This is a genomic window from Neptuniibacter sp. 2_MG-2023 (genome assembly GCF_030547495.1).
Taxonomy (GTDB): domain Bacteria; phylum Pseudomonadota; class Gammaproteobacteria; order Pseudomonadales; family Balneatricaceae; genus Neptuniibacter.
Genome location: NZ_JAUOQC010000025.1, coordinates 1 through 15,581 on the forward strand (window position 1 = coordinate 1; position 15,581 = coordinate 15,581).

The following is a 15,581-nucleotide window of genomic DNA, read 5'->3' on the forward strand; positions in this document are numbered from 1 at the left end:
CGAGTCAGAGCAGCAGTAAGTGTAGTTTTACCGTGGTCAACGTGGCCGATTGTACCAACGTTAACATGCGGTTTTGAACGTTCAAATTGTTCTTTAGCCACGTCTATTTCCTCTATCAGCTATCATTAGCAAATAAATAATTAAGTAAAATTAATTATAGCATCAGCGACCTTTTTGGGCGCTTCACCATATTCGTAAAACTCCATCGAATAAGTTGCACGCCCCTGCGTAGCTGAACGAAGATCGGTTGCATAACCAAACATCTCCCCCAACGGCACAAGCGCATTAACAACCTTACCCGAAGAACTATCTTCCATACCCTGAACTAGGCCGCGACGACGATTAAGATCGCCCATCACATCACCCATATAATCTTCAGGGGTTACTACTTCTACTTTCATGACAGGCTCAAGCAAACAAGGGTCTGCGTCCTGCGCAAATTTCTTTAATGCCTGAGAAGCCGCAATTTTAAACGCCATCTCATTAGAGTCAACATCATGAAACGAACCATCATATAGACGAGCTTTTAGCCCGATCAAAGGATATCCAGCAATAACGCCATTATGCATCTGCTCTTCAATACCCTTTTCTATTGCTGGTATAAATTCTCTTGGGATCGCGCCACCCACGATCTCATTGATAAACTCCAACCCTTCTTCATCAGAAGGACTAAACTCAACCACTACATGACCGTACTGACCGCGACCACCCGATTGGCGAATAAACTTATGGTTCGCATTAACCGGCTTACGAATCTTTTCTCTATAAGCAACTTGAGGCTTACCAATATTTGCCTCAACTTTAAATTCTCGTTTCATTCGATCAACGAGAATATCAAGATGTAGCTCACCCATACCTGAAATAATGGTCTGGCCTGTTTCTTTATCTGTCTCAACTTTAAAGGAAGGGTCTTCTTGCGCCAATTTACCTAAGGCAACACCCATCTTCTCTTGGTCAGCTTGAGACCTAGGCTCGACTGCAACCGAGATAACCGGCGCAGGAAACTCCATACGTTCGAGGATAATACGATTATCGCCGTCACATAAAGTATCGCCTGTTGTAACATCTTTCATACCGATGAGTGCGGCAATATCACCCGCGCGCACCTCTTTAATCTCTTCACGATTATTGGCATGCATCTGCACCATACGACCCACGCGCTCTTTCTTGCCTTTGACTGAGTTATAAACCCCGTCACCCGACTTAAGAACACCCGAATACACACGCACAAATGTCAGCGTACCTACAAACGGATCAGTGGCAATTTTAAAGGCCAGAGCCGCAAAAGGCGCATCATCATCAGCATGACGTGCAGCAGGCGTTTCGTCCTTATCATCCAATATACCCTCAATCGCTTTAACTTCGATTGGAGATGGCATGAACTCAATAACCGCATCAAGCATCGCCTGAACACCTTTATTCTTAAAAGCTGAACCAGCCAACATAAGAACAATATCGTTATCAAGCGTACGCGAGCGTAAACCCTGCTTTAATTCATCTATAGATAAGTCACCCTCTTCAAGGTACTTATCCATCAATTCTTCATTTGCCTCTGCAGCTGCTTCAACTAATTGCTCACGCAACTTTTCAGCAGTCTCCTGCAGATCAGCTGGAATATCTTCCAACTCATAAGTCATACCTTGATCTGCTTCATTCCACATGATGGCTTTCATGCGAATCAGATCAACCACACCTACAAAGTCTTCTTCCGTGCCAATCGGAATATTGATAGGTATAGCATTTGCCCCAAGACGCTCTTTTAGCTGATCAACAACCATAAAGAAGTCAGCACCTATGCGATCCATCTTATTGACGAATACCATGCGCGGCACTTCATATTTATTAGCCTGACGCCAAACAGTCTCAGTCTGAGGCTGAACACCGGAAGAGGCACAAAGCACAACAACAGCACCATCCAACACACGTAAAGAACGCTCAACTTCAATCGTGAAATCAACGTGCCCCGGTGTATCAATGATGTTAATTCGATGATCTTCGAATTGTTGGCTCATGCCCTTCCAGAAGCAAGTAGTTGCAGCAGACGTGATAGTAATACCACGCTCCTGCTCCTGCTCCATCCAGTCCATAGTTGCAGCACCGTCATGTACTTCACCAATCTTATGAGAAAGACCGGTGTAAAACAGAACACGCTCCGTAGTCGTCGTTTTACCGGCATCCACATGTGCGCAGATACCGATGTTGCGATAACGTGATATAGGAGTCTTACGAGCCACAACTTAGTCCTCAGTTTTTTAGAAGCGGTAGTGAGCGAATGCTTTGTTCGCTTCAGCCATACGATGCACGTCTTCACGTTTCTTAACAGCCGCACCGCGACCTTCAGAAGCATCAACAAGCTCACCTGCCAAACGTAGAGCCATGGATTTCTCACCACGACCACGTGCAGAGTCAACCGCCCAACGCATAGCAAGAGCCATACGACGAGCAGGACGCACTTCTACAGGCACCTGGTAAGTTGCACCACCAACACGGCGAGATTTAACCTCAACCGCTGGCTGGATCGCTTCCAGAGCTTTTTCAAAAATTTCCAATGGATCTTTGTCTGAGCGCTCTTGGATTTTATCCAAAGCACCGTAAACAATTTTCTCAGCAACTGATTTCTTACCGTGAACCATTACATGGTTAATAAACTTGGCAAGAACAATGTTACCGAACTTAGGATCCGGTAGTATTTCGCGCTTTGCAGCGACGCGTCTTCTAGGCATGATAAGCCCTCAATTCATTAAAAGGTCTTCAGGTTTTCCAAGTATGTAAACTTGGCCTTACTCTTACCGTGTATCCGGTTTAGCTTCTTAGTCTTACAAGAAAGCTGCGCCGCAGGGACTACGATTAAGATTTAGGACGCTTAGCACCGTACTTAGAACGGCCTTGCTTACGCTCACTAACACCTGAGCAGTCCAGTGCACCACGTACCGTATGGTAGCGAACACCTGGAAGGTCCTTAACACGACCACCACGAATTAGAACAACACTATGCTCCTGCAGGTTGTGACCTTCACCACCAATGTAGGAAGCAACCTCGAAGCCGTTGGTCAAACGAACACGACATACTTTACGTAATGCTGAGTTCGGTTTTTTCGGAGTAGTGGTGTAAACACGGGTACATACGCCACGACGCTGAGGACAAGCTTGCAATGCACGAACATCGCTAGGCTGAACTTTGCGTTTACGCGGTTTACGTACCAACTGGTTAATCGTTGCCATTTAAGCAAACTCCACGTTTTGATTTAACACCATAAAAATTGGATATTTTTCAATCCAACCACAAAGGGGCCGGAATTTTAATAAATTCCGGCCCCAACATCAAACACTGAGTACTATTTATTCAATAAAAATGAAAAAATAGTTATTCAGCGTCTGGCATAGACGCATTTAGTGCTTCAGTTAGTGCTTGTTGCACCTCTTCTGCACTCACAGTCGCACTTTCACCTTCAGCAGGTTGAGCACGCTTGCGTTTGCGTTCTTCGTGGTAAGCCAGACCTGAACCCGCTGGGATCAGACGACCAACCACGACATTTTCTTTCAAGCCGCGTAAGAAGTCCTGTTTGCCGGTTACTGCACCTTCAGTCAATACACGCGTTGTCTCCTGGAAGGACGCTGCAGAGATGAACGATTCAGTCGCAAGTGATGCTTTAGTGATACCCAGCAACACACGGTCAAACTTAGCAGGAATCTTACCTGCTGCTTCAAGCTCTTCGTTCTCAGCCAATACCGCTTGGTATTCAACCTGATCACCAGTAATAAAGCTTGAATCACCAGACGAAACGATCTCAACCTTACGCAACATCTGACGAACAATAACTTCGATGTGCTTATCGTTGATACCTACACCCTGTAGACGGTATACGTCTTGGATCTCGCTGGTGATGTATTTAGCTAATTCTTCAACACCCAAAATACGTAGAATGTCATGTGGATTAGATGGGCCATCAGAAATAACCTCACCCTTATTCACTTGCTCACCTTCGAAAACGTTCAAATTACGCCATTTCTGGATCATTGTTTCATGCGGCTCAACATCGCTTGGAGAGATAACTAAACGTTTTTTACCTTTAGTTTCTTTACCGAAGCTGATGATACCTGATACTTCCGCCAAGATAGAGGATTCTTTTGGCTTACGCGCTTCGAATAAGTCAGCAACACGCGGTAGACCACCGGTGATATCCTTATTCACAGAACCTTCCTGCGGGATACGAGCCAGCACATCACCTACCTGAACATCAGAACCATTACTTAAGTTCATAATCGCTTTAGCAGGTAATAGGTACTGTGCAGCAGAATCCGTACCCGGATGCATCACATCATTACCTTTAGCATCAAGTAACTTGATCATTGGGCGGATATCTTTACCTGCCGCTGGACGATCTTTGTTATCAAGAACCTCAGTGGTAGACAGACCCGTCAATTCATCAGTTTGACTCTTAACTGTAATACCATCATCCATACCGGACAGCTCAACGCGACCCGCCACTTCAGAGATAATTGGATGCGTATGCGGATCCCAGTTAGCAACAATGTCGCCCGCTTCAACTTTACTGCCATCTTTAACTTTGATAACAGAACCGTACGGAAGCTTATAACGTTCACGCTCACGACCATGCTCATCAGTCACACCCAGTTCACCAGAACGTGAAGTTGCAACTAAAGCGCCATCTGGACGTTCAACAAACTTAAGGTCATGCAGACGAATCTCACCGCCATTCTTAACTTGGATACTATCCACTGCTGCAGCTCGAGATGCCGCACCACCGATATGGAACGTACGCATGGTAAGCTGTGTACCCGGCTCACCAATTGATTGCGCCGCGATAACACCTACAGCCTCACCTGGATTAACCAAGTGACCACGACCTAGATCACGACCATAACAGCTTGCACAGATACCGTGACGAGTACGACATGTAATTGCACTACGTACGATAATCTCATCAATAGATGAATAGATCTCTTCGTTTTCTAAGCGATGCTTCCAAGCTTCATCAATCAGCGTGCCAGCTTCAATCAGAACATCTTTACCTGATGGATCAAGAACATCCTTAGCTACAACGCGACCTAATACTCGATCAGCCAGCGCAACTACAACGTCACCGCCTTCGATCAGAGGAATCATTGATAAACCTTCCTCTGTACCACAATCAGCTTCTGTGATTACAACATCCTGAGCAACGTCAACCAAACGACGCGTCAAGTAACCAGAGTTTGCTGTTTTCAATGCTGTATCAGCCAAACCTTTACGAGCACCATGGGTAGAGATGAAGTACTGAAGTACGTTCAAACCTTCACGGAAGTTCGCAGTGATAGGCGTTTCGATGATTGAGCCATCTGGCTTAGCCATCAAACCACGCATACCGGCTAGCTGACGAATCTGAGCTGCACTACCACGGGCACCGGAGTCGGCCATCATATAAACAGAGTTAAATGACTCTTGCTCTGACTCTTTACCGTCTTTAGTAATAACCGGCTCAGTTTTCAAGTTATCCATCATCTTCTTAGCTAACAGTTCGTTAGCACGAGACCAGATATCGATAACTTTGTTGTATTTCTCACCTTGAGTTACCAAACCATCAGCAAACTGACGTTCGATATCTACAACTTCGGTTTCCGCTTCATCGATAATCAGCGCTTTCTCAGCTGGAATCTCGAAATCGTTCACACCGATTGATACACCAGACATTGTTGCCTGACGGAAGCCTGTATACATCAGCTGGTCAGCAAAGATAACCGTATCTTTCAGACCACAGCGACGATAAGCCTCATTCAATAGACGGGAGATTGCTTTTTTCTTCATTGGCTGGTTAACCAGCTCATAAGGAAGGCCATCAGGAACGATAGCAAACAATAAAGCACGACCCGCAGTTGTCTCTTTTAGCTCAGTGATAACTTCAACGTTACCTTCGATATCACGAATCGTTTCAGTGATACGAACCTTGATACCAGCCTGAAGATCTAACTCACCTGCGCCTTGAGCACGTGCAATCTCGTCAATATCAGAGAACACCATGCCTTCGCCTTTCGCATTAACACGCTCACGAGTCATGTAGTACAGACCCAATACAACGTCTTGCGAAGGAACGATAATCGGCTCACCGTTAGCAGGAGATAACACGTTATTGGTAGACATCATCAATGCGCGTGCTTCTAGCTGCGCTTCAATAGTCAACGGTACGTGTACCGCCATCTGGTCACCATCAAAGTCGGCGTTGTATGCCGCACATACTAATGGGTGCAGTTGAATTGCCTTACCTTCGATTAGCACAGGCTCAAACGCCTGGATACCCAAACGGTGAAGTGTTGGTGCACGGTTAAGCAGTACCGGATGCTCACGGATAACTTCATCCAAGATATCCCATACTAATGCTTCTTCGCGCTCAACCATCTTCTTAGCGGCTTTAATCGTAGTAGCGTGACCACGAAGCTCTAGTTTAGAGAAGATAAAAGGCTTAAATAGCTCAAGTGCCATCTTCTTAGGAAGACCACACTGATGTAAACGTAGGTATGGACCTACCACGATTACAGAACGACCAGAGTAATCTACACGTTTACCCAATAGGTTCTGACGGAAACGACCCTGCTTACCTTTGATCATATCAGCCAAAGATTTCAGAGGACGCTTGTTAGAACCGGTAATAGCACGACCGCGACGACCGTTGTCTAACAACGCATCAACAGATTCTTGCAACATACGTTTTTCGTTACGTACGATGATATCTGGAGCATTAAGATCCAACAAACGCTTAAGACGGTTGTTACGGTTGATAACTCGACGGTACAGATCGTTAAGATCAGACGTTGCGAAACGACCACCATCAAGAGGCACCAATGGACGAAGATCTGGCGGAAGAACCGGCAGTACTTCAAGAATCATCCACTCAGGTTTGTTACCAGATTTGTAGAACGCTTCTAGTAACTTAAGACGCTTAGACAGCTTCTTAATTTTTGTTTCAGAACTTGTCTGTGGTAATTCTTCGCGTAGGCGATCAACCTCTTCCTTCAATTCAATTGAAGAAAGCAGCTCACGTACCGCTTCAGCACCCATACGGGCATCAAAGTCATCACCAAACTCTTCAAGCGCTTCAAAATATTGCTCATCGTTCAACATCTGACCGCGCTCAAGCGTAGTCATACCTGGATCGATAACAACGAAAGACTCGAAGTAAAGAACACGTTCAATATCACGTAGCGTCATATCTAGCATCAAGCCGATACGGGACGGTAGTGATTTAAGGAACCAAATGTGGGCAACTGGAGATGCCAATTCGATGTGAGCCATACGCTCACGACGAACTTTAGCCAGCGTAACTTCTACGCCACACTTCTCACAGATAACACCACGATGCTTCATACGCTTGTATTTGCCGCATAAGCATTCGTAATCTTTTACTGGGCCAAAAATTTTGGCACAGAATAAACCTTCACGCTCAGGCTTGAAGGTACGGTAGTTAATGGTTTCCGGCTTTTTAACTTCACCATAAGACCATGAACGGATCATCTCAGGGGAAGCCAGAGTGATCTTGATCGAGTCAAACTCTTCAGATTGACCCTGTGTTTTAAGCAGATTCAGCAGATCTTTCATTCTTTCAAGCTCCTAACGGAGTTCTTGCTTAAGGCCGCTCTAATGAGCGACCCCCGCCTGGTATACAGTTTTGTGCTTATTCGGATTCGAGCTCGATGTCGATACCCAGAGAACGGATCTCTTTAATAAGTACGTTGAAGGATTCCGGCATACCCGGCTCCATACGATGATCGCCATCCACAATGTTTTTATACATTTTGGTACGACCATTCACATCATCGGACTTAACTGTGAGCATCTCTTGCAGAGTATATGCAGCACCATAAGCTTCAAGTGCCCACACCTCCATCTCACCGAATCGCTGACCACCGAATTGAGCTTTACCACCCAGCGGCTGCTGAGTAACAAGGCTGTAGGAGCCAGTTGAACGCGCATGCATCTTATCATCAACCAAATGGTTCAATTTCAGCATATACATGTAACCAACAGTTACAGGGCGATCAAACTGATTACCTGTACGGCCATCAAACAATGTAGTTTGACCTGTATCACTTAGACCCGCTAAACGTAGCAAGGATTTAAGCTCAACCTCTTTAGCACCATCAAATGCTGGAGTTGCCAGTGGAACACCACCGCAAAGGTTTTTAGCCAGTTCCAGAATCTCTTCATCAGTAAAGCTATCTAGATCTTCAGTACGGCTGTTTACGCCAGCACCTAAATCAGCGTTATAGATCTGATGTAAGAATTCACGAATCTCTTTAACCGTTTCAGCACGCTCACGCTCTTGATCCAGCATCTCATTGATGCGACGACCAAGACCTTTAGCAGCCATACCCATATGAGTCTCTAGGACCTGACCAACGTTCATACGTGATGGTACACCTAGTGGGTTCAGTACTATATCGACTGGCTCACCATTTGCATCATACGGCATATCTTCAACAGGCATGATTACAGAGATAACACCTTTGTTACCATGACGGCCTGCCATTTTGTCACCCGGCTGTACGCGACGCTTAGTAGCCACATAAACCTTAACAATTTTTAGGACGCCCGGCGCAAGATCATCACCTGTTTGCAGCTTGTTCTTCTTATCTTCAAAACGCTTATCAAGAGACTCTTTACGCTCTTCTAGCTGCTTCTCTGCAAGTTCAAGCTGTTCCGCCGCAGCTTCATCAGAAACGCGGATATTGAACCAATCAGATTTCGATAACCCAGCTAGGAATTCAGCAGTAATCTCTTCACCTTTTCCAAGACCTGCACCACCGTCAGCCTTCAAACCAATAAGCACTTTACCTAAACGCTCAAAAGTCGCCTGCTCAACAATGCGAAGCTCTTCGTAGAGATCCTTGCGAATAGAATCTAGTTCAGATTTCTCAATCGCTAACGCACGCTCATCTTTCTGAACGCCGTCACGTGTAAACACCTGCACATCGATAACTTTACCAACTGTACCTGTCTTAACACGTAGGGATGTATCTTTAACATCCGATGCTTTCTCACCAAAGATAGCTCTTAGTAGCTTCTCTTCTGGTGTTAGCTGGCTTTCGCCTTTAGGTGTCACTTTACCAACAAGAATATCGCCAGGACCTACTTCAGCCCCTATATGCACGATACCAGCCTCATCTAGCTTAGCTAGAGCAGACTCACCTACATTTGGTATATCCGATGTAATCTCTTCAGAACCCAACTTAGTATCACGTGCGACACAAGTAAGCTCTTGAATGTGGATAGTTGTGAAACGATCTTCCTGAACGACACGCTCAGAGATAAGGATCGAATCCTCAAAGTTATAACCATTCCAAGGCATAAACGCGATACGCATGTTCTGACCTAGCGCCAGCTCACCCATATCAACAGATGGCCCATCAGCCATAACATCGCCAACATTAACCTGATCACCTGGGCTCACGATAGAGCGCTGGTTGATACATGTATTTTGGTTAGAACGCGTATATTTAGTCAGGTTATAGATATCTACACCTGCATCGCCTGCCGTTACTTCATCATCTTTAACACGAACCACAATACGGCTCGCATCAACAGACTCAATAACACCGCCGCGACGGGCAACAACACATACACCGGAGTCCTGTGCAACGTTACGCTCAATACCAGTACCTACAAGCGGCTTATCCGCACGTAAAGTTGGCACCGCTTGACGTTGCATGTTGGAACCCATCAATGCACGGTTGGCATCATCGTGTTCTAGGAACGGAATCAATGAAGCCGCTACAGATACAACCTGACGTGGTGAAACGTCCATGTACTGTACTTTTTCAGGCTGCATAACCGTTGTTTCATTCAAGTGACGAACAGTAACCAACTCATCAAGTAGGCGACCTTCTTCGTCCATTGTTGCTGATGCCTGTGCGATTACGAAGGTGTTTTCTTCGATTGCAGACAGGTAATCCAGCTCGTCAGTTACTTTGCTATCAACAACGCGGCGATATGGTGTTTCAAGGAAACCATAATCATTTGTGCGAGCAAAGGTAGCCAAAGAGTTAATCAAACCGATGTTTGGACCCTCTGGCGTTTCGATTGGACATACACGACCGTAATGTGTCGGATGTACGTCACGTACTTCAAAACCAGCTCGTTCACGCGTTAGACCACCTGGGCCTAATGCAGAAACACGACGCTTATGGGTAACTTCAGACAACGGGTTGTTCTGATCCATAAACTGAGAAAGCTGGGAAGAACCGAAGAACTCTTTAATCGCTGCGGCTACAGGCTTAGCATTAATAAGATCCTGCGGCATTAGATTATCAGATTCAGCCATGCTTAGACGTTCACGTACAGCACGTTCAACACGAACAAGACCAACGCGGAACTGATTTTCTGCCATTTCACCAACAGAACGGATACGACGGTTACCTAGATGATCTATATCATCTACCGTGCCTTTACCGTTACGGATATCGATTAAGGTTTTCATCACCTCAAGGATATCTTCTTTATCTAGAACGCCAGAACCTTCAACCTCATCACGACCTAGACGACGGTTGAACTTCATACGACCTACAGCTGAAAGGTCATAACGGTCTTCACTGAAGAATAAGTTCTCAAATAGTGCTTCAGCAGACTCTTTAGTTGGCGGCTCACCAGGACGCATCATACGGTAGATTTCTACCAGAGCTTCTAACTGGTTACGCGTTGGATCGTTGCGCAGCGTATCAGAAACAAACGGACCACAATCCAATTCGTTTGTGTATAGCGTTTCAAACGTTGTGATATTAGCAACGCGTAACTGCTCAACTAATTCTTCTGTAATTTCAGCATTACTACCACAGATCAGCTCACCGGTTGCAGGATCAATAACATCACGCGCAATCGCTTTACCTACAAGATACTCCATAGGTACTTCTAGCTGTTCCATGCCTACTTTCGCCATTTGACGAATGTGACGTGGCGTAATACGGCGTCCGGCTTCAACTACAACGTTGCCATCGCCATCTTTAACTTCAAAAGATAGAGTTTCGCCACGTAGACGGTCAGCGATCAAATGCATTTTGATCGATTCGCTGCCTAAGCTCCAAGTCGTATTTTCGAAGAAGATATCAAGAATCTCTTCAGTCTGGTAACCCAAAGCACGCAACAAAATAGTTGCAGGCAATTTACGGCGACGGTCAATACGGACAAATAAACTATCTTTAGGATCAAATTCAAAATCTAACCATGAACCACGGTAAGGAATAATACGCGCAGAATAAAGCAGCTTCCCAGATGAATGGGTTTTACCTTTATCATGGTCAAAGAATACACCTGGTGAACGATGAAGCTGTGAAACAATCACTCGCTCAGTACCGTTAACAACAAATGTACCGTTATCAGTCATCAAAGGCATCTCGCCCATGTAGACTTCTTGCTCTTTAATATCTTTAACAGCCTTATTGCTGGATTCGCGGTCATAAATAACCAAACGAACTTTCACGCGCAGTGGAGCTGCATACGTAATACCGCGTATCTGACACTCTTTAACGTCAAATACAGGCTCACCCAGACGGTAGCCCACATATTCCAGAGATGCATTTCCAGAATAGGACACGATTGGGAAGACAGAGTTAAATGCTGCATGCAGACCAGCATCCAAACGATCTGCTGCTTCAACTCCTGTCTGCAAAAACTTTTTATAGGAGTCGAGCTGTATTGCTAGCAAGTAAGGCACATCCATTACTTGCGGCAATTTACCGAAGTCCTTACGGATGCGTTTCTTTTCAGTGTATGAATAAGCCATCAGTGTTCCCCAGCAAGTGCACCAAATTATAAGCAGACCGAAACCCGTTTCGGACTGTGTTACCGCAATTTATTTGCTGTCTATAAATAACGGAAAAAGGCCGGTGGCATTTTGCCACCAGCCATCAGCACCTCGAACAGAAAACTGCTCGAATTAGCATTGAAGTAATTACTTAACTTCAACAGAAGCGCCAGCTTCTTCCAGTGCTTTCTGTAGTTCTTCAGCTTCTTCTTTGCTAACGCCTTCTTTAACAGCAGCAGGAGCGCCGTCAACAATGCCTTTAGCTTCTTTCAAGCCAAGACCTGTAGCAGCACGAACTGCTTTGATTACGTTAACTTTCTTATCGCCAACAGCAGTTAGGATAACGTCAAATTCAGTTTTCTCTTCAGCAGCACCAGCGTCACCGCCAGCAGCGCCACCAGCAACAACAGCAGCAGCTGCAGTTACACCGAATTTTTCTTCCATTGCTTCAATAAGAACAACAACGTCTTTAACAGACATTTCAGCAATTGCGTTTAGGATATCTTCGTTAGTCAGAGACATTTTCTAATTCCTGATATTTGTAAGCCCACAGGCTCATTAAAACTTGTATGAAAAAGGATGCGTATAAAATTACGCAGCCTGTTCTTCTTTCTGATCGCGAACAGCTGCAATTGTGCGGACAAGTTTGCCAGCAGCAGCTTCTTTCATGCACATCATCAACTTAGCAATAGCTTCGTCGTATGTTGGCAAGCTTGCCAACATTGCGATATCTACTACTTCACCTTCAAATGCAGCCGCTTTCAGTTCAAAGTTGTCATTACCTTTTGCAAAATCCTGCAGAATACGAGCGCCAGCGCCCGGATGTTCTGTAGAAAAAGCAATGATACTTGGACCTTTGAACGTGTCCTGTAAGCATGCGTAATCAGTGCCTTCAACTGCGCGTCGAGCTAGCGTGTTACGTACAACTTTAAGCCATACGCCGTTTTCACGTGCTTCTTTACGCAATGCAGTCATGTCGCCAACTTCAACGCCGCGGGAATCCGCGACAACAGCAGACAAAGCATTGTTAGCAGCTTCTTGGACTTCAGCGACGATCGCTTTTTTATCTTCGAGTCCTAATGCCACGATTTACTCCTGGAGTAGTCTTTCGACTTGTTACCAACCCCCCAATCAATGGGGATTCCGAGTACGGTGGTTTGATTCAAATTCAGAATCTCACCGTCTGCGCAGGCTGGTTAGCCCATTAAGATAAAGTTACCTTTATCACCTGCGGTCTTTGACGGCCTTCGTCTCTGCATTACAGTCACAGAAGACCCTCAAAAAACCTTTCATTGATTAAACTTCCAAAGAAGCCTGATCAACAAGTAGACCTGGACCCATTGTAGTGGACAGAACTACCTTCTTAAGATAAATACCTTTTGCAGCAGAAGGTTTCAGCTTCTTCAGATCTGCAATCAATGCTTCAACGTTTTGCTTGATAGAAGCAGCTTCAAAATCTGCTTTACCAACGCCAGCATGAATAATACCGTTCTTATCTGTACGGAAACGAACCTGACCTGCTTTAGCATTTTTAACTGCTGTAGCAACATCTGGTGTTACTGTACCAACTTTAGGGTTAGGCATTAGACCACGAGGACCAAGCACCTGACCTAGCTGACCAACAACACGCATAGCGTCTGGCGTCGCAATAACAACACCAAAATCAAGATCACCGCCTTTAATCTGCTCAGCAAGATCTTCAAAACCAACAACATCTGCACCGGCTTCTTTTGCTTTCTCAGCATTTTCACCTTGAGCAAATACAGCTACACGAACATCGTTACCTGTACCATTTGGCAATACAGTTGAGCCACGAACAACCTGATCAGATTTACGTGGATCAACGCCTAGGTTTACAGCAATATCAACTGTCTCTTTGAACTTTACAGTAGATAGTTCAGACAATAGAGAAACAGCATCTTCGATAGAGTACGCTTTACCAGCTTCTACTTTTTCAGCAATCAGCTTTTGACGTTTAGTTAACTTAGCCATTACTCATCCACCTCTGTAAGTAGACCCATGCTACGCGCTGTACCAGCAATGGTACGGCAAGCCGCATCCATATCAGCAGCTGTAAGGTCTGGCATTTTAACAGTAGCGATCTCTTCTAACTGAGCGCGAGTAACAGAACCCACTTTCTCAGTATTCGGACGACCAGAACCACTCTTAAGGCCTGCAGCCTTCAACAACAATACTGCTGCAGGAGGTGTTTTAGTGATGAACGTAAAGCTACGATCAGCATAAACAGTAATAACAACAGGAACAGGTAAACCGCTTTCCATGCCCTGTGTCTGAGCATTAAACGCTTTACAGAATTCCATGATGTTAACACCATGCTGACCTAACGCAGGACCTACTGGAGGTGACGGGTTCGCGCCACCGGCAGGAACTTGCAGCTTAATATAAGCTTCAATTTTCTTAGCCATTTTTCAATGTACTCCTAGTGGGTTCAAACGCCTCTCAGCTCCCCATTTTCTCAAGACAGAAAAACCCCAGCTCTCGCTGAGGTTATTCCTTCATACTTTTTATCAGGCTTTTTCTACCTGACCAAAATCTAGCTCAACCGGTGTAGAACGACCGAAAATCAACACTGCAACATGCAGTTTATTCTTCTCGTAATTAATCTCTTCTACAACACCGTTAAAGTCAGCAAATGGGCCATCAGTAACACGCACCATTTCGCCTGGCTCAAACACAGTCTTAGGACGCGGCTTATCAACACCACTTTCCACACGACTTAGAATTTCATTCGCTTCAGCTTCAGTGATCGGCGCAGGCTTACCTGCCGTACCACCAATAAAGCCTAAAACATGAGGTGTATTTTTCACCAAATGCCAGCTTTCGTCGTTCATATCCATATTCACTAAAACATAACCAGGATAGAACTTACGTTCAGATTTTCGCTTCTTACCATCGCGAATCTCTACAACCTCTTCGGTAGGAACTAAAATCTCACCAAAAAGATCCTGCATACTATGCAGTTCAACTCGTTCTTTTAGCGTATTCATCACACGCTTCTCGTACCCGGAGTACGCATGCACTACATACCAACGCATCGACATGCTTATCGCCTCTTAACCTATCGCCCCAGATACAAGCCAACTCAATAACGAGTCAAGCCCCCACAGCATTAAACCAACAACCAAAACCACAACAACGACAATAGCTGTCGTCTGCAATGTCTCTTGACGTGTCGGCCATACCACCTTACGAATCTCCTGCTTTGCTTCTTTAAACAAAGTGAAGAAAGCCTTACCTTTAGCCGTTTGCAGAGATATAAAACCTGCAACCATAGCCAACACCAGCAATGCTACTACACGGTAGAACAAAGACTGATCAGCAAAGATGGAGTTACCCACAACACCGGCAGCGACAACCGCCACTACAACCACCCATTTTAGGGCATCAAACTTTGAACCTTCGGGATTCACTTTCGCATTCACGCTTAGGGCCTCAGGATTACTAAAAACGATTCGCTTGCAAGATACCAACTCCGAATGAGTTGGCAGGCCAGGAGGGACTCGAACCCACAACCTGCGGTTTTGGAGACCGCTGCTCTGCCAATTGAGCCACTGGCCTATCGCATAATAGGGAGGCGTATTGTATAGGCCTCCCCATCGATTGGCAATACCTAATTATCTAATATTACTCGATAATTTTAGATACAACACCAGCACCTACTGTACGACCGCCTTCACGGATCGCAAAACGCAGACCTTCTTCCATCGCAATCGGGTTGATTAGCGTAACATCCATCTGAACGTTATCGCCTGGCATTACCATTTCAACACC

12 protein-coding genes, 1 tRNA gene and 1 pseudogene are annotated in these 15,581 nt (G+C 45.3%); all 14 read right to left on the reverse strand.

From position 1 onward, the window contains the following. The coding region (locus Q4486_RS15575; RefSeq protein WP_303418295.1) for a GTP-binding protein at nt 1-101 on the reverse strand (101 nt) is incomplete at its 3' end. 39 nt (nt 102-140) lie between these two features. Further along, nucleotides 141-2,234 carry an elongation factor G gene (gene fusA, locus Q4486_RS15580; RefSeq protein ID WP_303419794.1) on the reverse strand — a complete coding sequence of 698 codons (2,094 nt, stop codon included), beginning with the start codon at nt 2,232-2,234 and terminating at the stop codon, nt 141-143. An 18-nt stretch (nt 2,235-2,252) separates the two neighbouring features. Next, the gene (rpsG, locus tag Q4486_RS15585) at nt 2,253-2,723 is read right to left on the reverse strand and encodes a 30S ribosomal protein S7 (protein ID WP_067862884.1); all 471 of its coding nucleotides are present in this window, start codon (nt 2,721-2,723) and stop codon (nt 2,253-2,255) included. Nucleotides 2,724-2,847: 124 nt separating this feature from the next. Continuing rightward, nucleotides 2,848-3,222 carry a 30S ribosomal protein S12 gene (gene rpsL / locus Q4486_RS15590; protein WP_067862891.1) on the reverse strand — a complete coding sequence of 125 codons (375 nt, stop codon included), beginning with the start codon at nt 3,220-3,222 and terminating at the stop codon, nt 2,848-2,850. Nucleotides 3,223-3,364: 142 nt separating this feature from the next. Continuing rightward, nucleotides 3,365-7,591, reverse strand: a complete 4,227-nt coding sequence (gene rpoC, locus Q4486_RS15595; protein WP_303419799.1) for a DNA-directed RNA polymerase subunit beta' — start codon at nt 7,589-7,591, stop codon at nt 3,365-3,367. 76 nt (nt 7,592-7,667) lie between these two features. Further along, nucleotides 7,668-11,768: a DNA-directed RNA polymerase subunit beta gene (gene rpoB, locus Q4486_RS15600; RefSeq protein ID WP_303419801.1), complete on the reverse strand. Its 4,101-nt coding sequence runs from the start codon at nt 11,766-11,768 to the stop codon at nt 7,668-7,670. A gap of 168 nt (nt 11,769-11,936) precedes the next feature. Then, complete coding sequence (gene rplL, locus Q4486_RS15605) at nt 11,937-12,311, reverse strand: 50S ribosomal protein L7/L12 (RefSeq protein WP_067862899.1); 375 nt, start codon at nt 12,309-12,311, stop codon at nt 11,937-11,939. Nucleotides 12,312-12,380: 69 nt separating this feature from the next. Further along, entirely contained in the window at nt 12,381-12,875 is a 495-nt protein-coding gene (gene rplJ, locus Q4486_RS15610; protein ID WP_067862901.1) for a 50S ribosomal protein L10, read from the reverse strand. Nucleotides 12,876-13,085: 210 nt separating this feature from the next. After that, nucleotides 13,086-13,781: a 50S ribosomal protein L1 gene (rplA, locus tag Q4486_RS15615; protein WP_303419804.1), complete on the reverse strand. Its 696-nt coding sequence runs from the start codon at nt 13,779-13,781 to the stop codon at nt 13,086-13,088. Then, nucleotides 13,781-14,215 (reverse strand): 50S ribosomal protein L11, encoded by a 435-nt coding sequence (rplK, locus tag Q4486_RS15620; RefSeq protein WP_067862909.1) that lies wholly within the window; start codon nt 14,213-14,215, stop codon nt 13,781-13,783. The genes rplA and rplK overlap by 1 nt, the downstream gene beginning before the upstream one ends. Nucleotides 14,216-14,317: 102 nt before the next feature. Continuing rightward, on the reverse strand, nt 14,318-14,851 hold the full coding sequence (gene nusG, locus Q4486_RS15625; RefSeq protein ID WP_067862911.1) for a transcription termination/antitermination protein NusG: 534 nt from the start codon (nt 14,849-14,851) through the stop codon (nt 14,318-14,320). 12 nt (nt 14,852-14,863) lie between these two features. Then, on the reverse strand, nt 14,864-15,232 hold the full coding sequence (gene secE / locus Q4486_RS15630) for a preprotein translocase subunit SecE (RefSeq protein WP_303419809.1): 369 nt from the start codon (nt 15,230-15,232) through the stop codon (nt 14,864-14,866). 60 nt (nt 15,233-15,292) lie between these two features. Next, nucleotides 15,293-15,368, reverse strand: a tRNA-Trp gene (locus tag Q4486_RS15635). Between the two features lie 66 nt (nt 15,369-15,434). Next, nucleotides 15,435-15,581 (reverse strand): annotated as a pseudogene (locus Q4486_RS15640) (elongation factor Tu); the annotation flags it as partial.

Excerpts from the sequence above, each read along its gene's own strand:
- nusG (WP_067862911.1), bottom strand. The coding sequence starts at position 14,851 with ATGTCGATGCGTTGGTATGTAGTGCATGCGTACTCCGGGTACGAGAAG.
- rpsG (WP_067862884.1), bottom strand. The coding sequence starts at position 2,723 with ATGCCTAGAAGACGCGTCGCTGCAAAGCGCGAAATACTACCGGATCCT.
- rplA (WP_303419804.1), bottom strand. The coding sequence starts at position 13,781 with ATGGCTAAGTTAACTAAACGTCAAAAGCTGATTGCTGAAAAAGTAGAA.
- rpsL (WP_067862891.1), bottom strand. The coding sequence starts at position 3,222 with ATGGCAACGATTAACCAGTTGGTACGTAAACCGCGTAAACGCAAAGTT.
- rplK (WP_067862909.1), bottom strand. The coding sequence starts at position 14,215 with ATGGCTAAGAAAATTGAAGCTTATATTAAGCTGCAAGTTCCTGCCGGT.
- rpoC (WP_303419799.1), bottom strand. The coding sequence starts at position 7,591 with ATGAAAGATCTGCTGAATCTGCTTAAAACACAGGGTCAATCTGAAGAG.
- rpoB (WP_303419801.1), bottom strand. The coding sequence starts at position 11,768 with ATGGCTTATTCATACACTGAAAAGAAACGCATCCGTAAGGACTTCGGT.
- rplL (WP_067862899.1), bottom strand. The coding sequence starts at position 12,311 with ATGTCTCTGACTAACGAAGATATCCTAAACGCAATTGCTGAAATGTCT.